Origin of the sequence: Sphingobacterium bovistauri (assembly GCF_020295405.1) — a bacterium.
GTDB classification, from domain to species: Bacteria; Bacteroidota; Bacteroidia; order Sphingobacteriales; family Sphingobacteriaceae; genus Sphingobacterium; species Sphingobacterium bovistauri.
Map to the genome: position 1 here is coordinate 26,629 of NZ_JADEYP010000031.1, position 18,985 is coordinate 45,613.

Consider the following 18,985-nt stretch of genomic DNA (forward strand, 5'->3'; position numbering starts at 1 on the left):
TAAGAACGAGCTGCAAATATCTTAAGTTGATTTCAATAATGCAAATATTTACAACATAAAATCCGCCCCTAAATAGTAATAAACTGAATATCAAATCATTTTTTTTTGTAAAAAATAGTTTGAATTATTGCCCATAGCTAACTTTAACAGTGATATTCGCAGTTTTTGCTCTAGATGAAGTATTAAACACACCGCCATAAGAGAAATCTTCGTTATTATTTTGACCTGTAATTTGGAATACCCCTAGATCAGCTTTAAGCAATGCTCCTAAACTTCCCCCCGATTCTTTAGCAATATTCTCCGCACGTACTTTTGCATTTTTAGATGCTTCAGCGATTAATGCCAATTTCAAATCTTCCAACTTTGAATAATAATAACTAGGTGCATTGGAAGCTAATTCTATACCTTGAGAAATCAATGCTGAAATTTCACGAGATGCATTATCCACCTTATCCAAATCACGAGATTCAATACTAACTGTTTGATTCAAACTATACCCCGTAAATGTATTAAAACTATTGCCTCTCTCATCCGTATGGTAACTAAAATCACGAACGATATTTACAGCATCGAATAGTATTTCATTTTCCTTAATTCCCTTTTGAACTAGAAAATTTTTAACCAAATCACGATCTTGTTTTAGTTGTTCTGAAGCTTCGCTCAAGTTTATAGATTTGCGACTATAAGATGCAGACCATTTTACAATATCAGATTCAAAATCCTTCTTCGCATTACCTGTTACATTAATCGTATTCGACACTTTGAATTTGTACTTATATGCATTTCCTAACACCCAAGAAGCTCCTATTAGCCCTATAGCTGCTATAATACTGACGATAACCGTTGTTGATTTCATAATTTAATTTATTTTTTAGTGTATAACATATACTAATATAATTAACGTGCCAAAATTGTTGCAAAAGAATAATTATTTATTCTATAATTTTATTGTCACATTTAATGCATACCCAAATGAAAAATACTACTTTGTGCTGTATATTGATGTCGACCTTTTCTTTAACAAGCTTGGCACAACAAAAACCACCTATTGATCACACAACTTTTGATTCATGGAAAAACATATCTTCCCAAAACTTCTCAAAGTCAGGAAAATATATTTATTACACAATTTCACCGCAAGAAGGTGATGTTGTAACTGAATTAAAAGATCAACACAATAATTTACTTCTTCAATTAAACAGGGGTAACTCATCACGAATTACCGAAGACGAAAAATTTTTCATCAGTGTCATAAAACCTTTTTTCAAGGAGACTCGTGAAGCCAAAATCAAGAAGAAAAAAACAGATGAAATTGCAAAAGATTCTTTATCTGTTTTCAATATTGCGACTAAAGAAGCTATAAATCTTGGAGCCATCAAAAATTGGAAAACTCCACGTCTTAATAAAACCTATATTGCCTATCAGCAAGAAATTGAAATTACTGCTAAACAAGATTCATCTCAAAAAAAAGAAGCTAAATCTGATTCAACCATTACTAAAGCAGTAGCTAAAAAGTCAGCACCCAAAAAGGAAACAGTTTTAATAATTTATAATTTACAAACGAAAGATACTACGCACATATCGAAAGTCGATAATTACTATTTTGACGATAATGAGAAATACATTGTATACGACAGAAAGGGTACTGAAAAGGATACGACTAATCAAGCAGGTTTATATTTATATGATTTAGCGAATAAAACTCAAAAGAAAATTAGCAATGGTAAGGGCAACTACAAAAACATCACTTTTGATGATCAATCCCAAAAACTTGTATTCCTAGCCGATAAATCTCCAGAAAAATCACTATTAAAAGATTTTAAAATCTACAATTTTGAGTGGAAAACAGATACCGCAACGATTTTAATAGATAAACAATCTACTGGTATTCCGGAGAAATGGCATGTATCAGGAGATGGTAATTTATCATTCAGTGCTGATGCTAAAAAATTATTTATTGGCCTCGCTCCCATCCCCAAGGTAAAAGATACTACGTTAGTGGATTTCGAACATGCTAAAGTTGATATTTGGCATTGGCAAGACGACTACTTAATGACACAACAATTGGTTAATGCAAGCCGTGAAAGAGCTATAAGCTATGATGCAGTTTACCATTTCGCCAATCAACAACTGATCCCATTAACGGATAAAAATTTTGGTAGATTGTTCACCACGACGAATAGCAATGAAGAATGGGCTATAACCACAAGCGTAGCTAAAGAAGCTAAAATAGCTAGCCAATGGTCATTAGGTAATCCACAAGATATTTATCTTGTTTCAACTATCAATGGACGTAAAAAAATAATAAAATCAAATCACAAAGGTCAAGCTTACTTATCTCCAACAGCCAGTCATGTCGTTTTTTATGATGTAGAAAAGTCTTCTTGGTCGCTGTATGACATTACTACAGGACAAGAGATCGCATTATCTGATGGATTATCAGTTTCTTTTGCGGATGAATTGAATGATGTGCCAGCATCCCCAAGTTCCTATGGAATAGCTGGCTGGTCTCAAGATGGTAAAGGAATTTATATTAATGATCGTTATGATATATGGTATTTTTCATTTGATGGAAAGATAAAATCGAACATTACGCAGTCGTTCGGAAGAAAAAACCAAATTGTTTTACGTGCTCAATTATTCAAAAACAATGCGCCTCGTGCTATCACTAATTATATTAACTTCAAAACTCCTCTTTTATTAACTTCTTTTAATGAAAAAACTAAACAAAACGGATTTTTCAGATTAGATCTATCCAAAAAGAATGGTCTGAAAGAAATTATCCAATCGCAAAATGTTTACAAAAGATTAATCTCCAATGATAACAACACAATTTTCGCTTTATCTAGAGAAAACTATGTTGAATATCCAGATCTATACCTTACAAAAGATTTTAGCAGCCTAACAAAGCTTACAGACATCAACCCACAGCAAAAAAACTACAATTGGGGTACAACTGAATTAGTAAAATGGAAAACACCAAATGGATATGATGCGGAAGGAATATTGTACAAGCCCGAAGATTTCGATCCGAATAAAAAATATCCTATTATTTCTTATTTCTACGAAACGCATACTGAAGGATTGTATAGCTATCATGAGCCGGCACCTACTCCATCGCGTTTAATGATCTCTTATTTCGTCAGCAATGGTTATTTGGTATTCTCACCTGATATTCGTTACCAAACCGGCCATCCAGGTAGAGCAGCGGAAGAATATGTAAACTCCGGGATGAAATATTTGACAAAATATCCATGGGTAGACGCCACAAAAATGGCTATTCAAGGTCAAAGTTGGGGTGGTTATCAAGTAGCTCACCTAATCACACGAACGGACATGTACGCTGCCGCTTGGTCTGGTGCACCTGTCGTAAACATGACTTCTGCATATGGTGGGATTCGTTGGCAAACAGGTATGTCAAGACAATTTCAATATGAACAAACACAAAGCAGACTAGGTGCAACACTATGGGAGAATAGAGACTTATACATTGAGAATTCACCATTATTCTTTATGGATAAAGTAAAGACTCCTGTAGCTATCATGCATAATGATAACGACGGCGCTGTGCCATGGTATCAAGGTATTGAAATGTTTACTGCACTACGTAGATTACAAAAACCTGTATGGTTATTAAATTATAATGGAGATGAGCACAATTTGATGCAACGTCAAAATCGTAAAGATATCCAAAAAAGACAAGCACAATTCTTTGACCACTTTTTAAAAGGTAAGCCAGCAGCAGATTGGATACAACATGGAGTGAAAGCCATTGACAAAGGAATTGATTGGGGGCTCTCAACAGAAGAATAAAAATCGACAATAAACAAAAACAGCCGTTAAAGTTTTGAACTTTAACGGCTGTTTTTGTTAGATCCAATTTATCTTATCTTCAATTAAGCATTGATATTTCTATTCTCCAATTTGCGCACGAATAAATTATAGTTTTCATGTTTCTCGACATAGATCGCTTCTCCTGCATCTATAAAACCGTCCAAAGCGACAGCATCATACCACACACCATCAATCTCAATCTTGCCAGATGGACGCAATACTGTTCTAGCTACCCCATCCTTATTCAGCAGGTTTAACTTAGGCACAGATGATGTATAACCAGTTTCTGAACGTTGCTCATCATCTAAAACTAAACGCTTGAAAGCAGATGATCGCATCAAGTTTTTTCCAAAAATCACCATAAGTACCACCGAGAGTACCATGGATCCGATTACTACTAAGAATGAATTCACTAATAAGCCTGGTTTAGATATTTTAAAATCAAAAAAATCATTCGCTAACATAGAAAATGAAAGACCACAAAGTACAAATATAATTCCTAATATACCTGCTATACCAAATCCTGGAATTACAAAAACTTCCAATGCCAATAGTATAACACCAATTACAAAAATAGCAATCTCCCAATGATCAGCCAATCCTTGTAAGTATAAAGGTGCAAAGAATAATGTCGCCGAAATAATAGCAATGACCAAAGCAAAACCTATACCTGGAGTTTGCAATTCAAAATATATTCCAGCGATTATACCCATTATCAAAAGTCCACTAACTAATGGATTTATTAAAAAACCAATGATAAAGTCTACCCAAGTTTTTTGATACACTACAATTTTAGGATCTTGTAAATTCAATTTCTCGTAGACATCATTTATGCTGGTGACTTCTGCATTGATAATCTTAGCTTTTGAAGCTTCTGCTGCCGTAAAAGTTAAGATTTTACCATCTTCCTTTAATTCTGGAATTGATACAGTACCGTCAACAAATGCTTCAGCGATTTTAGTATCTCGACCTTTTGCTTCGGCAGTCGCCCGCATCAATCCACGCATGTACGATTGATACTTTTCAGGCATCACTTCTCCCTGTGGATTGACCACACTCGCCGCACCTAAAGATGCTCCACTTTGCATAAAAATATAATCTGAAGCTAATGAAATTAATGTCCCAGCTGAGGCTGCGTTATTATTCACATACACAACAGTCTTAATTTTGGAATTAAGTAATAATGTACGTATAGAATCTGCGAAATTAACCGCCCCACCGAACGTATTCATCTCAATCAAAAAATAATCTGATTTATTGACAAGTGCCTGATCATACGACTTTTTAATAATACGCCATGAATTAGGTCCTACATCCTCTTTTAAGTCCGTTTTAAAAACTGTTTGTCCTTGCACAAAGGTTATCGCAATTAAAAATGAAAATAAAAGAATAGATTTAGTAAATTTGTGTAGCATATTTTTGAGCATTTGTATGAATAAATATACAATTAATAAAGCATTTGAACGAATTTTTCCATATCCAATATGGAAGATTGAGGTCGATTGTGCGCATGCTCAAATAGCAATAGAAAGTCGCAATCCACAGACTACATTACCTATATTTTCAGTGCTTTCATTTGAAGGAAATTATACACTTGAAAATTATGAAGTAGATAGTAAAGAATGGACTTTGGAGGATGTTCAAGGTGATTTTTTAATTCTTAAAAGGTATGGAGATTACTCGCCTGTTCAAGCCGGTATTCAAGTAATTCATACACCCTCGAGCACATCGATTTTTACCTATATGGAATATGTTATAAAAGAAGTCTATAAAGATGTAATTATAGCTCATCACCGCTCTATTCCTGCTGGTTTAGTATTCTACATCGATATTAAAACAGGCGAAATATCAAACCAAAACACAGAAATTCAAGAGTTTCCTTTTCGTAATATTCAATACCCCATTCCCTATCAAGGCAACCTGCCTTCATTTTTGAATGAAATATCCTATATAGATCAAATTTGGCTACAACCGTACCATGATTTATTCTTGTGGTCGTACCACAGTCAAACATCTAACAAGTATAATTTAAACCTTTCATTATCCTCAAAGAATGAATTATATGACAGTAAAGTAGTAATAAATGACATGGACAAATTAATCCCTCAACCCTATTTTACCGTCAAAGAGCATATTTTCTTTTTATCAAGTAATAAAATGAAAATTTCCTCGTATTTAGTATAATTGTAAGATATGAAGCAGAACAAAACTATTAAAACGTATCATAAGTTAACTTTTTTATTTGTTTTTGGATTGTCAATGCCTGCGTTTGCAGCTGCACATCATGATAATACAGTGATAAAACCAAGTTTATCGATAGCAATAGATTCCATAGGGACAGAAAATATTAATGGCAAAAGATTTTTAATCCATCGCTTGGCATCTAAAGAAACCTATTATCAGTTAAGTCGTATTTACGGTATTCCTGTAAACGACATTATGACCGCCAACAACAAAAAGAACCTTCGTGTAGGTGATAATGTACGTATACCTCGTGGTGCTGCCATAGAAGTTAAACCAGCTGCGGCAAACGTCAATAAAAATGGACAAAATCAAACCGCAAATCGACAAACAAATACACCTGTATTAATCAATCCTAATGAAATCACAGAGTATAAAGTCGGAAAAAGTGAAACTTTGTATGCGATCTCCAGAAGATTTGGAATATCTGTTCCCGATATTAAAAAAATAAATAACCTAACTTCAGATAGCCTTCGTGAAGGTCAAATATTGAAAATCCCTAATCATTCATTGCCTGTTGAAGAGCCTGAAGTACCTGTAGTCACACCTATACAAGAAGAGATAGAGGAAAATAATCCTATAGATGATTCAGCATTCAAGCCTAACCGCTACGGTATCAGCGAAACAAAAGAAAAAGGTGTAGGTGTATGGTTAAGTGATTTGGAAAATGATGGAAGTACAAGTTTGGCTTTACACAAGACCGCTCCTATAGGAACTATTCTAAAAATCACGAATCCTATGAATAGAAGTGTTACCTTTGCAAAAGTTGTCGGAAAATTTAACGACAATCATGACACACAAGGGGCAATAGTTATTCTATCAAAATCTGTAGCATCATCGATTGGAATCTTAGACAAAAGATTTCAAGTCGAAATCACTTATGGTGTACCCTTGAATTAAGAATTATTCATTAAATATAGTAAATGGACAAACCATACGTAATTGGTATAGCTGGAAGTAGTGGGTCTGGTAAGACATTTTTTCTTAAAAGCTTTTTAAATCATTTTGAAGAATCAGATATTACGTTGATTTCACAAGATGATTATTATATCCCAGCCAACACAAAGACACAGGAAGAAAATAGGCTGTACAATTTTGATTTACCGACAGCTATAAATCGTGAAGCTTTTTACAAAGACATCAAAGATTTATTCGAGGGAAAAACAATTCACAAAGAAGAATATACGTTCAATAATCCCAACATCAAACCAAAGATGTTGGAAATTAAGCCAGCACCCATATTAATTGTAGAAGGATTATTTATATTTCACTACACAGAGGTGAACGATTTATTGGATTACCGAATTTTCTTAGATGCAAGTGAGGATGTAGCATTAGAGCGTCGACTGAAAAGAGATTTATTGGAGCGTGGATACGATCACGATGATGTCATGTACAAATGGATCAATCATGTTGTACCATCTTACAACACTTACCTATTACCTTATAGAGAAACTACAGATAAGGTTATTATCAACAATACAGACGATCCAGCGACAATCAATTCAGCTACAGATTTAATTTCTCAAGATTTAAGAGAAAAATTAAACTTTGTTTAATTTAAAATCATTCTAAATAACTATCTTTGTAGCATGAGCATGCAAAGTGAGTTGAATCAAGACAATTGTATAATTACTGATATAAAAGAATCAGCAAAAGGATTTAATCCCTTTGCTGATTTTTCATGTTGCGCCCTAAAGAAATGTTGTAAAAAATATAAACGAGGCAAACGTTGTAAAAAGTGTCCTGATAGGTAAGGTTTGAATGACTTAAGATTTTATTCAATTGTTAAATTCATCAAAAACTACCGTCCAAAAACTTTCACTTAATGAACCTATAGTCTTATTAATTATAATTCCCTCATCAGTAATAATAAACTCCTCAGCTGGCTCATTAATTCCTAAACTCTTTATTTCTTCCAACAACAAATTACAAGAATCAAATATTTTAGGATTTAATTTTCTATAATCAGTCAAAACTCTTTTATAATCAATTCTGTCGTTACAATCACCAATTATTGAATACAGATTTCCTAAATATAAGTGTAGATTATTTAAATTCAATTTAGTCACCTTTTTATGGAAGTTATTCCCTTTTACTAACTCATAATCTACAATAAACCTATCTTTCATCCCTCCTATCTCTAAATAAAGATTATAAAATAATTTATGCTCAATGCAGTTAGAGATATGTTGAACACAATCTCTAGGTAAAAATTCTTTTAATTCATATGGCATCCTAATATAGAGATCAGGAAATACCCCACCAAAAACTTGATTTATACACAAATGACATAACTCATGGTTAAATGCGCTTACACACACTTTATTTAATCTAAATTCAACATTATCATCAGTTGTATATAATTCAGAAAAAGATTCATTCCATAATAAAACTTTTACGTTTTCTCTATTCCTAATCATATTCCATAATTCAGTATTAGTACTAGTAATTAACTTATTTAGAATATTCATTATTAATCAATTTGGTAAAAACATCATAACACTACTCCTCATTATAATTTAAATCCTTATCAAAACTTTCTTTGAGTTGAGATAATGCAAATATCGCTATACCACTAAGCAAAATTAAGGTAATTCCTGCTGCCCAAATTATTCCATATTGATTGACCAAGTAGCCGTATAGCATTGTGGAAGGAATTAATGCGCCACGTACAAAGTTAGGTGCTGTGGTTGCTACTGTAGCACGAAGGTTAGTTCCAAATTGCTCCGCTGCAATGGTTACAAAAGTAGCCCAATACCCAACGCCCAAGCCCATTAGAAAAGCCAACAACATAAACTTCTCCTCTGTAATTCCTTGGCTTGTTAGATACCAAATCGAAGTAAGCAAAATCATGATTTGGCAAATAAACACTACTTTTTTACGTGACTTTAACAATTGTGCCAATAATCCAGCAAAAAAATCACCAACCGAAATACCCAAATAAGTAAACATCACACCCTTCCCTGCACTCAACAATACAGGTGCACCAAGAGCCTTTCCTATTTCTGGAGATTGTGTAACCAACACCCCTACAACGAACCAAATGGGCAATCCAATACACAAACAATAAATATATCGTACAATACGTTCTTTGCTCGCAAATAATAATTTAAGGCTTCCTTTTTGAATATGTTCTTGCGAAGCTGTTTTAGAAAACATCCCTGACTCAAACGTCCCCACACGCATCAACAACAATAGCAATCCCATACCTCCGCCCACAAAATAAGCTGTACGCCAATCAAACCATTCGGAAACAAAATAAGCTAATATAGCCCCCAACACCCCCACGCCTGCTACAATCATGGTTCCATAGCCACGCTTATTCTTTGGCATACTCTCACTAACTAGGGTAATGCCAGCCCCTAGTTCGCCAGCTAAGCCTATACCCGCTATAAAACGTACAATGGCATAGGTATTTACATCTTGAACAAACCCATTATAGATATTGGCTAATGAATACAGTAATATCGAGCCAAATAGCACTTTGATTCGTCCATATTTATCCGCTATAACGCCCCATATTAACCCACCCAACAGTAATCCTCCCATCTGCATATTCAGTACAAATTCACCCTTGCTTCGCATCAATTCTTCAGGAACACCAATATCTTGAAATGACTTGATCCGTACGATAGAAAATATAATGAGGTCATAAATATCTACAAAATAGCCTAAGGCAGCTACAGTCACTAGTAAAACTATATTGCTTTTCTTCTCCATGTTTAGGTTGATTATAAAGGAAAGATAGCACACAAAATTATTTTAAACAACATATTGCGAACATTTGACGATTGTACTTTCAATAAGTCGTACTTTTGCGCCATGAAATTATCACCATCAAGTCTTAAGTGGGTTTTGCGTACTTATCCCCCATTTTTCTTTCAAAGAATATGGGTAAAAGAAATCTATGCAAATTTTAGAGGAGCTGAGGTTAAGATTTACAAAAGTTTTTTAAATATCAACTCCAACAAAACAGTTTTCGGAGGAACTATTTTTTCAGCATTAGACCCCATGCACTCTATTCTTTTGGATCAGGTATTTAAGCAAAAAGGGCTAAAGAAAACCGTCGCTTGGTTAAAATCTGCTAAAATTGATTATTTGAAACCAGGAACAACAGACTTAACATACCGCATTAATATTAATGAAGATGAGTTAAATGAAGCGTTCCAAACGATAAAAGAAAACGGCAAAGTCATCAAAACTTTTACTACAGAGGTGTTTGATATGAAGGGTGTGAAATGTGCCGTTTGCCAAAATGAAATTTATATACGAGATTTGACATTTGATTTTAGCAAATTAAAACACCTTATTAGAGAAAAAAATAAAACAGCATAAACTGTATTCATATGAAAAAAATTATTTTAGCAGGAATCGTTGGCCTAATCACTTTCAACAGTTGCCAACAAAAGTCAACTAAAGACTCTACAGAAATTCAAAAATTATCAGCTGAAGCTATTGTCGTGCATGATGAAATAATGCCCCAAATATCACACTTCGACCGCGCTACAATAAAAATTGACTCTATATTAGAAAATCTAGCTGGTATAGCACAGAAAGATAATACTATTGACACTGCGACAGTAAAGTCTGATTTAGAAACGCTGAAAGTGAATTTGGAAGATGCAACAGATAATATGATGACTTGGATGCGTGACTACGCCCCTGATAGCACTGACGTATCTTACCAAAAAGTTGAAATTGAAAAAATAAAAGCTATGAAAAAACAATTTGAGGACGTTTCACTAGAAAGTAACACAAAATTAGGCAAATTCTAATCCTATGATAAGAAATTTTTTAGCAGTAGCTGCCGCTACAATTGTTTTTCTATCTTGTGAATCTCAAGCTCCAAAATTGCCAATCATTGGGGACAGAGAGGTGATTGAAAAAGTAGTTGATGGCAAGTCGGTAGTCGATACTATTTATCCAGCTATTCCTGATTTCAAGTTTTTAAATCAAGATAGCGTACTGATAAGCAATAAAGACTTTGACAATAAAATATATGTTGCCAACTTCTTTTTCACACATTGCCCAAGTATATGCCCAACTATGCAACGTAATCTGTTAAAAGCATATCAAAAATATAAAGGTAATGAGGCTATTGCTTTCTTATCACACAGTATTGATTTTAAATACGATCATCCCCATGTCTTGAAGTCTTACGCTACTAAATTAGGCGTGGAAAACGACCAATGGCAATTCGTGACAGGATCTAAAGCTGACATTTATGGTATTTCAGATAAATACCTGATTTTCACAAAAGAAGATGAAAATGTCGCAGGTGGTTATGACCATTCAGGTTATTTGGTTTTAATAGATCACAACAAGCACATTCGTGGTGTCTATGATGGAACTAATGACGAAGAAACGGAGAAACTTTTAAAGGAGATTGATATTTTATTAGCAGAATATAAGTAAGATGAAATTCATTTATACACTGCTAATTTTTGGTTTGATGATAATTGGTTTCAGCCAGTTATCATCTTGCCATAATAATAACCTAAATATTCAAACAGCACAATATGCTGTAAATGGGCAAAAACTCTATCGTACACATTGCCAAAATTGTCACGGTGCTAAAGGTGAAGGTTTAGGTAAACTTTATCCCCCACTTACTGACAACAAATATCTTACAGATAATAGAAATAAACTAGCCTGTATTATTAAGAATGGTTTATCAGGAGAAATTGTGGTCAATGGCGAAATCTATAATCAAGCTATGCCAGCTATAGCTACATTGACAGATTTAGATATAGCGTATATTTTGACCTATGTGACGACACATTTTGGAGATTCTGATTCAACTTTTACCCAAGAAGAAGTTAAAAAAAACCTTTCTAACTGCACAAAATAGACTACTTATAAATCAATGTTCACTTAATTTTAGGATTAAGCAATGATTTTAAAAGGAAGTATTCTGTCTATCTTAATCTATTTAATTGTATCTGCTAGTTACAGGGAATAATGGTGTTCTCAAATTTCACTATCATATCCTATTTCTATTACTGCTTACAATATCTTATTAGCTATTCACAATTGGTTTTATCCTCTTATCAAATTAGCTGATGGTACAATCGCATTCTATACATTTCTAAATAAAGCAAATACACTAAACACAACAGAAATTAAATTAGAATATAGAGCCCAAGATTAGCTAGTTATAACTGATAACTAACATTTCATATTGGTAAATCAAAAAAAAGTTAAATACATTGAAAACAGTAAAAACAAATCGATTTATAGTCAAAATTTAGTTACTATATAAAAAAAGAAAGGTTTTCAAACGGGGAGAATGAAAACCTTTACTAACCAATTATAAACCTAAATTATGATAGTACAAATATAAGTGTAATCAATACACTATGCAAGTGATTTTGTTGTTTTAACAATTATTTAACATTGGAAAATAATTTTAATAGTTTTATCACAATAATTTGACAGTTTAAGGTCATTACATTGCGTACATTTGCAAACCGAATGAACGTTCAATTTACAGATAAAATAGATAATATCTTTAAAAGTACATTACACTTAATTAAAGATAACGGCTTTCATGGCACACCAATGAGCCAGATTGCCAAACATGCCGATGTAGCTATTGGCACTATTTACCATTACTTCCCTTCTAAAGATGAGCTGATATTAGCCCTATTTGAATATTGTAGAAAAGAATTGTATGCCCATATATTTCAGCATGTAAATCAAGAAATGGATTATAAAGAACAATTCTACTCTGTATTTAAAAGCTTCTGCACATTTCATATTCATCAACGTGAGTATTCTTGTTTTTTCGAACAATTTTACAACTCACCATACAATGAGATTATACGCCAGAAAGAATTTTTGGAAGGTCCTTATGGGCAAAATACATTCATGAAGTTTATTCTTCGTGGTATACAAGAAAACCATTTCAAGCCTTTGGATGAGAAAATCATTTGTTCTGCCTATATAGGAGCAGCAATCTCATATGCAAAGACCGTTGTTTATGGTAAAATAGATTTTAGTGAAAAAGAATTAACAGATTTGATAGACATCATCTGGACTGGAATAAAAAATAATGATTAATTATGAAATATAGATTTAAGTATCTCCTTCCCTTATTATTTTGTGCTATAACAGGAACATCTATTGCACAGTCTCAACCGGAGCTGGGTAGCAATGCTACACTAGACGACTTAATTAGCTATGCATTGCGCAACAAAATTGATTTGAAGCAAGCACAATTAGATAAAGAAATTGGCGAAAAAGAGATTGCTTCTGCCTTATCAGGCTGGTTACCACAGATCAATGCTACTGGTAATATTGCTCATGCGCTTCAATTACCTACTGTAAATATCGGAGGTAATGACATCGCAATGGGACAAAAAAACACGACTGCCCTGACATTCCAAGCCGAGCAAGCTATACTAAGTCCGCAACTGTTTCAAGCATCTAAAGCTTCGAAATTCGTACGAGAGAAAAATGATTTAAATGTCGAAAGCACAAAAATCAATACTATCGTGGATGTGAGTAAAGCATATTATGATATTTTGACAACCGAAGAACAAATCAAAATTATCAATGAGAATATTGCACGATTAGAACGTCAATTGACCGAAGCTACTTCGCGTTACGAAGTCGGTTTAGTCGATAAAACAGATTTCAAAAGAGCGCAAATCTCTTTGAATAATGCTAAAGCAAGCTTAAAATCAGCTACAGAGAATCGCAAATTCAAATACGATTACCTTAAATCTATATTAAATATCCCTACAGAATCTAATGTATCGTTATCTTTTGCAAACCAAAGTATGGAAAGTAACATCCTATTAGATACTGCGGAATTGGTACAAGTAGCAAACCGAGTAGAATATAAACAAATTCAAAATTTGCAAGAAATCCAAAAATTGAATACCCAATATCAAAAATGGAATTTCCTACCCAAATTGAATGCTTTTGCAAATTATGGAATGAATTATCGTGATAATGAATTCTCTAACCTTTACAACAATAACATCCCTTCCTCAAGTGTTGGATTAAGCCTATCTGTTCCGATTTTTCAGGGTGGAAAACGTATCCATGAAATTCGTAAGTCAGAGTTGCAAGAGCAACGTATAGAATTGGATTTGCAGAATTTGGAAAATCAAATCAGTGCACAGTATTCTGCTGCCATGGCTTCTTACCGTGCGAATATGAATGAATGGCGCAATGCAAAAGGTAATATGGAACTTTCGGAAGAAGTATACAATACGATCAAACTACAATATGATGCTGGTGTCAAAACATATTTGGAATTGATGACAGCTGAAACAGACTTAAAAACCTCTCAATTAAACTATTTGAATTCTTTATATGCAGTATTAGTTAGCAAACTAGATATTCAAAAAGCTTTGGGAACAGTAACAACAAATAATTAAAAAAAACCTTTTCAGACAAGAAAAATACGATGAATAAAACGCAATTATTTTCAGCATTATTGATAAGTTCGGGATTGATAGTACAATCGTGCAATTCAAAAGATAATAAACAAACTGCGCAAGCACAACAACCTGCCGCTGCTACTCCTGTAAGTATGGCTGTAGTAGGAAAAGAAATAGTGACTGGCATAAAAACATACCCTGCAAATGTAGTTCCTTTACAAGAGACGGAAATTCGTGCGGAGGTATCGGGATATATTACCAACATTTACGTGACAGATGGTGCTTTTGTGAGCAAAGGTCAACGATTGTACGAAATCGACCGTACACGCTACCAAGCTGCTGTAGATCAAGCCAAAGCTAATTTAGCTATTGCTAAAGCTAATTTGGAACGTTCACAAAAAGATTTACAACGTTACCAAACGTTAGCAGAGAAGGATGCGATTGCAAAACAAACTTTGGATTATGCTTTGACGGATGTAAACAACCAAAAAGCACAAGTACAAGCCGTAGAAGCTGCTTTGACTACTGCAAAGACGAATTTACAGCGATCAGTAATTGTTGCCCCATTCTCAGGGTCCATTGGTATTTCACAGGTTAGAAATGGTGCTTTGGTAAGTGCTGGTTCTACTTTATTGAACACAATCTCCTCTACAAACCCTATAGCTGTTGAATTTCAAATTAGTGAAAAAGAAATAGCAGAATTTACAAAATTGCAAGCTAACGCATCTGGTTCTGAAATTTATGCAACACTTCCTGATGGATCACGCTATCCAGAAGCAGGTCGTATCACAACAATTGATCGTGCTGTAGATAGCCAAACTGGTACTTTAAAAGTCCGTGCATCTTTCAGTAATAATGCCAATATATTACGTTCAGGATTAAATACGACTTTAAATTTGGCTAGTACTTCAGCTCAAGAAGAGCTTGTTATTCCTTACAAAGCTGTATTTGAGCAGTTGGGGATATTCAATGTCTATACAGTTAATGACAGTAGCAAAGTAGAATTAAAACAAGTGACTTTAGGTAATAAAATCGAAGACAAAGTTGTTATTAGCGCAGGATTAGAAGCTGGACAAAAAATTGTATTAGATGGAGCTGCTTCATTACGTCCAGGTACTCAAGTTGTAGACGCTACCGTTCAGAACAAAAAATAATATTTGCCAAAACTTTAAATAAATAATAATGATTTCAGAAGTATTTATTAAAAGGCCCGTAACGGCAATGGTAATTTCCATATTGATTACGATCATTGGAGCCATTTGTATTACGACCTTACCGATTAGTCAATACCCCTCTATTGCACCGCCAACAGTAACAGTTACAGCGAACTACACTGGAGCAGATGCACAAACAGTAGAGCAAACGGTAACGACGCCTATAGAAAGTCAAATCAACGGTACACCAGGCATGATATACATGTCTTCAAATAGTATGTCCAATGGACAAGCACAAATTACTGTGACATTTGAAGTGGGCACAGATATCGATATTGCGACACTTGACGTACAAAACCGTGTAGGAATTGCAGAACCCTCCCTACCTGAGGCTGTTCGACGTTTAGGAGTTACAACACGTAAAGCCAACTCAGATATTTTGATGTTAGTGTCATTGGTCTCTCCTAATGGAACACGTGATGATAAATTCTTAGCCAACTATGCGAGTTTGTATCTGAAAGATGCATTGATGCGTGTAAAAGGTGTAGGTGATGTGACTGCATTCGGCCAGCCATTCTCGATGCGTGTATGGTTAGATGCGAATAAACTAGCTAACCTAAACATGACCCCAGCAGATGTATCTGCAGCCATAGCTGAACAAAATATTCGTATACCAGGTGGTTCTGTCGGTGGTCGTCCTCAAGAATCAACAACAGTTTTTGAATATCCTGTTATTACCGATTCAGATCTTTCTGAAGTGGAAGATTTTGAAAATATTGTCGTAAAAACAAATACCGACGGCTCTTTAGTCTTATTGCAAGAAGTAGCGCGTGTAGAGTTAGGACAATTTAACTACGGTTCTACTACAAAGGTAAATGGTATGCGCTCAACAGGTATGATGATCAATCAAACTCCTGGAGGAAATGCTGTTGAAACTGCTGATGGTATTTATCAAACTTTAGATAAATTAAAGCAATCATTCCCAGAAGATGTAGACTATGTTATCGGATATGAGACAGTTTCTGTTGTTAATGCATCGATTGAGTCAGTTATCATGACCTTAATAGAAGCTTTGATATTAGTAACTGTGGTTGTGTTTTTCTTCTTACAAAGCTGGAGAGCAACCTTAATTCCTGTATTAGCTATTCCAGTATCGATTATTGGTACGTTCATATTCTTTACCCTATTTGGATTTTCTATCAACAATTTGACCATGCTAGCCTTTGTATTGGCAATTGGTATTGTGGTAGATGATGCTATTGTAGTAGTTGAAGCCGTTCAACATTATATCGATCATTATAAAATGTCGGCTAAAGAAGCTACCATACGTGCAATGAAAGATATTACGGCACCTGTTATAGCTATTGCTTTAATCTTAGCTGCTGTTTTTGTTCCTGTTGGCTTTATTCCAGGAATGGTAGGGCAATTGTACCAACAATTTGCGATCACGATTGCTGTATCCGTAATGCTATCGGCATTTATTGCCTTGACATTAACGCCAGCATTATGTTCAATCATGTTGAAACCTACAGCTGTAAACAAAGAATCAAAAGGCTTGAATAAGTTCTTCTACAAATTCAACCTATGGTTTGATAAGGTTACCTATAGATATTCTAAAGGCGTTCAGAAATCAATCAAGGCCGCTCCTTTAGTTTTAATCATTTTACTATGTATTTTCATTGGAACAGGTTGGATGTTCCAAACTAAGCCTACAGGTTTTATTCCTACAGAAGATGGAGGGATGTTCTTTGCTGGGGTCAACTTGCCAGAAGGTTCATCATCTGGTCGTACCAACGAGATTTTGGAAGAACTAGAAGTTGAGTTGCGTAAAGATTTTCCTGAAATCAAATATGTAACCACGATCTCAGGAATTAACATCTTAAATCGTTCATTCAAACCAAATGGTGGTTCATTATTTGTTTCACTAAAACCTTGGAAAGAAAGAACGCGTACTGCAAGTCAAATCACAGGTGCTATAATGGGTAAATATGCTTCATATTCCAAAGCACGTGTTTTAGCGGTTACTCCTCCTGCTATCCCGGGATTAGGTTCTACTGGAGGTTTCTCTATGCAAATCCAAGATTTACAAACGGTAGATATCAAACAATTCGAAGCACAAGTAGGTAAATTTTTAGCGGCAGCGAATCAACGACCTGAAATTGGCATGGCTTATACCTTGTTTAATTCAAATTCTCCAAACTATAAATTGGAAGTGAATCGTGAACAAGCCAAAAGAATGGGGGTGCCTATTTCTAGCATTTATTCTACTATTTCAGCATACCTTGGAAGTAGTTATGTAAATGACTTTACAAAATATGGCCGTAATTTCCGTGTCGTGACACAAGCAGATACAGAGTACCGTATGAATATTGAAGACATCAATAAATTATACGTAAAAAATGTCCAAGGTAATTCTGTTCCTATGGGTGCATTGGTAAGCTATGAGTTGACTACCATGCCATCTATCATTAATCACTACAACATCTTTAGAAGTATTGATTTATCAGGTAGTGCTGCGCCAGGTTACAATTCGGGTGATGTGATCAATGCATTGGAAGAAGTAGCTGCAGAGACTTTATCTGATGGTTTTGACTACCAATTCTCAGGCTTATCATTACAAGAGAAGCAATCTGGTTCGAAGACTATTCAAATCTTTGCATTATGTATCTTGTTTGTATTCTTGTTATTGGCTGCATTGTATGAGAGTTGGTCAGTACCATTCTCTATTCTACTTTCAGTTCCTTTAGGTATTTTCGGAGCGATTCTTACGTTGATGTTTATACCTTCATTGGATAACAACATCTTTGCGCAAATTGGTTTGGTAACGATTATTGGTCTTGCCGCGAAAAATGCGATTTTGATTGTTGAATTTGCTAAAGAACGTGTGGATATAGGTATGAATTTAGTTGATGCGACTATTGATGCTGTAAAATTGCGTCTTAGACCAATTATCATGACCTCATTAGCCTTTATCTTAGGTATTATTCCGTTAATGCTTTCTACTGGTGCAGGAGCTGCTTCACGCCAAACTATAGGCTGGACAGTATTCGGCGGTATGACTGCTGCTACTTTCTTAGCTATTTTCATAGTTCCTGTGTTATTCGTAGTTATTACACGTTTAGCATATGGTAAAAAGAAATTAGCTGAATTAGAAGCTTCATTTGATGAAGAAAAGAAAAAGCAGTTAAGTGCACATTAACATACAAATATTCAAAATAAGAAAAGCCAGCATTTGGACATGCCCCAAAAAGTTAGACACTTATTTGGGGCATTTTTATGAGAAAAAATCAGAAGTATAATTTCAATTTTAAGTTACGTTTAGTAACTATTCTTCAGCAGGGCAAAGATAGTATTGGAGGT

The 18,985-nt window shown here is 34.5% G+C and carries 16 protein-coding genes; 12 read left to right on the top strand and 4 right to left on the bottom strand.

Going from position 1 to position 18,985, the window contains the following annotated elements; all coding sequences use genetic code 11:
* Positions 1–124: 124 nt before the first annotated feature.
* On the bottom strand, positions 125–856 hold the full coding sequence (locus IPZ78_RS14390) for an SIMPL domain-containing protein (RefSeq protein WP_225554686.1): 732 nt from the start codon (positions 854–856) through the stop codon (positions 125–127).
* A 170-nt stretch (positions 857–1,026) separates the two neighbouring features.
* Here IPZ78_RS14390 and IPZ78_RS14395 point away from each other — a divergent pair, with 170 nt between their 5' ends.
* Positions 1,027–3,813, top strand: a complete 2,787-nt coding sequence (locus IPZ78_RS14395) for a S9 family peptidase (RefSeq protein ID WP_225554687.1) — start codon at positions 1,027–1,029, stop codon at positions 3,811–3,813.
* An 83-nt stretch (positions 3,814–3,896) separates the two neighbouring features.
* Here IPZ78_RS14395 and IPZ78_RS14400 read toward each other — a convergent pair whose 3' ends face one another.
* The gene (locus IPZ78_RS14400; RefSeq protein ID WP_225554688.1) at positions 3,897–5,249 is read right to left on the bottom strand and encodes an NfeD family protein; all 1,353 of its coding nucleotides are present in this window, start codon (positions 5,247–5,249) and stop codon (positions 3,897–3,899) included.
* A gap of 16 nt (positions 5,250–5,265) precedes the next feature.
* Here IPZ78_RS14400 and IPZ78_RS14405 point away from each other — a divergent pair, with 16 nt between their 5' ends.
* The 3 genes from IPZ78_RS14405 to IPZ78_RS14415 are packed head-to-tail and all read left to right on the top strand — an operon-like array spanning position 5,266 to position 7,634.
* On the top strand, positions 5,266–6,018 hold the full coding sequence (locus IPZ78_RS14405) for a hypothetical protein (RefSeq protein ID WP_225554689.1): 753 nt from the start codon (positions 5,266–5,268) through the stop codon (positions 6,016–6,018).
* A 9-nt stretch (positions 6,019–6,027) separates the two neighbouring features.
* The gene (locus tag IPZ78_RS14410) at positions 6,028–6,975 is read left to right on the top strand and encodes a septal ring lytic transglycosylase RlpA family protein (protein WP_225554690.1); all 948 of its coding nucleotides are present in this window, start codon (positions 6,028–6,030) and stop codon (positions 6,973–6,975) included.
* A 23-nt stretch (positions 6,976–6,998) separates the two neighbouring features.
* Positions 6,999–7,634, top strand: coding sequence for a uridine kinase family protein (locus IPZ78_RS14415; RefSeq protein WP_225554691.1), 636 nt, complete (start codon positions 6,999–7,001; stop codon positions 7,632–7,634).
* 222 nt (positions 7,635–7,856) lie between these two features.
* On the opposite strand, the gene IPZ78_RS14420 is transcribed toward IPZ78_RS14415, so the two are convergent.
* Together IPZ78_RS14420 and IPZ78_RS14425 are read right to left on the bottom strand one after the other, a co-directional pair.
* Positions 7,857–8,498, bottom strand: a complete 642-nt coding sequence (locus tag IPZ78_RS14420; RefSeq protein ID WP_225554692.1) for a hypothetical protein — start codon at positions 8,496–8,498, stop codon at positions 7,857–7,859.
* Positions 8,499–8,580: 82 nt separating this feature from the next.
* Positions 8,581–9,798, bottom strand: a complete 1,218-nt coding sequence (locus IPZ78_RS14425) for an MFS transporter (protein WP_225554693.1) — start codon at positions 9,796–9,798, stop codon at positions 8,581–8,583.
* Positions 9,799–9,900: 102 nt separating this feature from the next.
* Here IPZ78_RS14425 and IPZ78_RS14430 point away from each other — a divergent pair, with 102 nt between their 5' ends.
* From IPZ78_RS14430 to IPZ78_RS14465, 8 genes are all read left to right on the top strand, one after another.
* Positions 9,901–10,413 (top strand): YiiD C-terminal domain-containing protein, encoded by a 513-nt coding sequence (locus IPZ78_RS14430; protein ID WP_225554694.1) that lies wholly within the window; start codon positions 9,901–9,903, stop codon positions 10,411–10,413.
* An 11-nt stretch (positions 10,414–10,424) separates the two neighbouring features.
* A complete protein-coding gene (locus tag IPZ78_RS14435; RefSeq protein ID WP_225554695.1) occupies positions 10,425–10,853 on the top strand; it encodes a transposase in 429 nt (142 codons plus the stop codon).
* 4 nt (positions 10,854–10,857) lie between these two features.
* The gene (locus IPZ78_RS14440) at positions 10,858–11,493 is read left to right on the top strand and encodes an SCO family protein (RefSeq protein WP_225554696.1); all 636 of its coding nucleotides are present in this window, start codon (positions 10,858–10,860) and stop codon (positions 11,491–11,493) included.
* A 1-nt stretch (position 11,494) separates the two neighbouring features.
* The gene (locus IPZ78_RS14445; RefSeq protein WP_225554697.1) at positions 11,495–11,929 is read left to right on the top strand and encodes a c-type cytochrome; all 435 of its coding nucleotides are present in this window, start codon (positions 11,495–11,497) and stop codon (positions 11,927–11,929) included.
* Positions 11,930–12,552: 623 nt separating this feature from the next.
* Positions 12,553–13,140 (top strand): TetR/AcrR family transcriptional regulator, encoded by a 588-nt coding sequence (locus IPZ78_RS14450; protein ID WP_225554698.1) that lies wholly within the window; start codon positions 12,553–12,555, stop codon positions 13,138–13,140.
* Between the two features lie 2 nt (positions 13,141–13,142).
* Complete coding sequence (locus IPZ78_RS14455) at positions 13,143–14,468, top strand: TolC family protein (protein WP_225554699.1); 1,326 nt, start codon at positions 13,143–13,145, stop codon at positions 14,466–14,468.
* A 29-nt stretch (positions 14,469–14,497) separates the two neighbouring features.
* Positions 14,498–15,625, top strand: a complete 1,128-nt coding sequence (locus tag IPZ78_RS14460) for an efflux RND transporter periplasmic adaptor subunit (RefSeq protein ID WP_225554700.1) — start codon at positions 14,498–14,500, stop codon at positions 15,623–15,625.
* A gap of 28 nt (positions 15,626–15,653) precedes the next feature.
* Positions 15,654–18,824: an efflux RND transporter permease subunit gene (locus IPZ78_RS14465; protein WP_225554701.1), complete on the top strand. Its 3,171-nt coding sequence runs from the start codon at positions 15,654–15,656 to the stop codon at positions 18,822–18,824.
* Positions 18,825–18,985: the final 161 nt, after the last annotated feature.

What these genes read in the sequence shown, in the direction of transcription:
- IPZ78_RS14390 (WP_225554686.1), bottom strand. Translation starts at nt 856, where the DNA reads ATGAAATCAACAACGGTTATCGTCAGTATTATAGCAGCTATAGGGCTA.
- IPZ78_RS14400 (WP_225554688.1), bottom strand. Translation starts at nt 5,249, where the DNA reads ATGCTACACAAATTTACTAAATCTATTCTTTTATTTTCATTTTTAATT.
- IPZ78_RS14405 (WP_225554689.1), top strand. Translation starts at nt 5,266, where the DNA reads ATGAATAAATATACAATTAATAAAGCATTTGAACGAATTTTTCCATAT.
- IPZ78_RS14410 (WP_225554690.1), top strand. Translation starts at nt 6,028, where the DNA reads ATGAAGCAGAACAAAACTATTAAAACGTATCATAAGTTAACTTTTTTA.
- IPZ78_RS14415 (WP_225554691.1), top strand. Translation starts at nt 6,999, where the DNA reads ATGGACAAACCATACGTAATTGGTATAGCTGGAAGTAGTGGGTCTGGT.
- IPZ78_RS14420 (WP_225554692.1), bottom strand. Translation starts at nt 8,498, where the DNA reads ATGATTAGGAATAGAGAAAACGTAAAAGTTTTATTATGGAATGAATCT.
- IPZ78_RS14425 (WP_225554693.1), bottom strand. Translation starts at nt 9,798, where the DNA reads ATGGAGAAGAAAAGCAATATAGTTTTACTAGTGACTGTAGCTGCCTTA.
- IPZ78_RS14430 (WP_225554694.1), top strand. Translation starts at nt 9,901, where the DNA reads ATGAAATTATCACCATCAAGTCTTAAGTGGGTTTTGCGTACTTATCCC.
- IPZ78_RS14435 (WP_225554695.1), top strand. Translation starts at nt 10,425, where the DNA reads ATGAAAAAAATTATTTTAGCAGGAATCGTTGGCCTAATCACTTTCAAC.
- IPZ78_RS14440 (WP_225554696.1), top strand. Translation starts at nt 10,858, where the DNA reads ATGATAAGAAATTTTTTAGCAGTAGCTGCCGCTACAATTGTTTTTCTA.
- IPZ78_RS14445 (WP_225554697.1), top strand. Translation starts at nt 11,495, where the DNA reads ATGAAATTCATTTATACACTGCTAATTTTTGGTTTGATGATAATTGGT.
- IPZ78_RS14450 (WP_225554698.1), top strand. Translation starts at nt 12,553, where the DNA reads ATGAACGTTCAATTTACAGATAAAATAGATAATATCTTTAAAAGTACA.
- IPZ78_RS14455 (WP_225554699.1), top strand. Translation starts at nt 13,143, where the DNA reads ATGAAATATAGATTTAAGTATCTCCTTCCCTTATTATTTTGTGCTATA.
- IPZ78_RS14460 (WP_225554700.1), top strand. Translation starts at nt 14,498, where the DNA reads ATGAATAAAACGCAATTATTTTCAGCATTATTGATAAGTTCGGGATTG.
- IPZ78_RS14465 (WP_225554701.1), top strand. Translation starts at nt 15,654, where the DNA reads ATGATTTCAGAAGTATTTATTAAAAGGCCCGTAACGGCAATGGTAATT.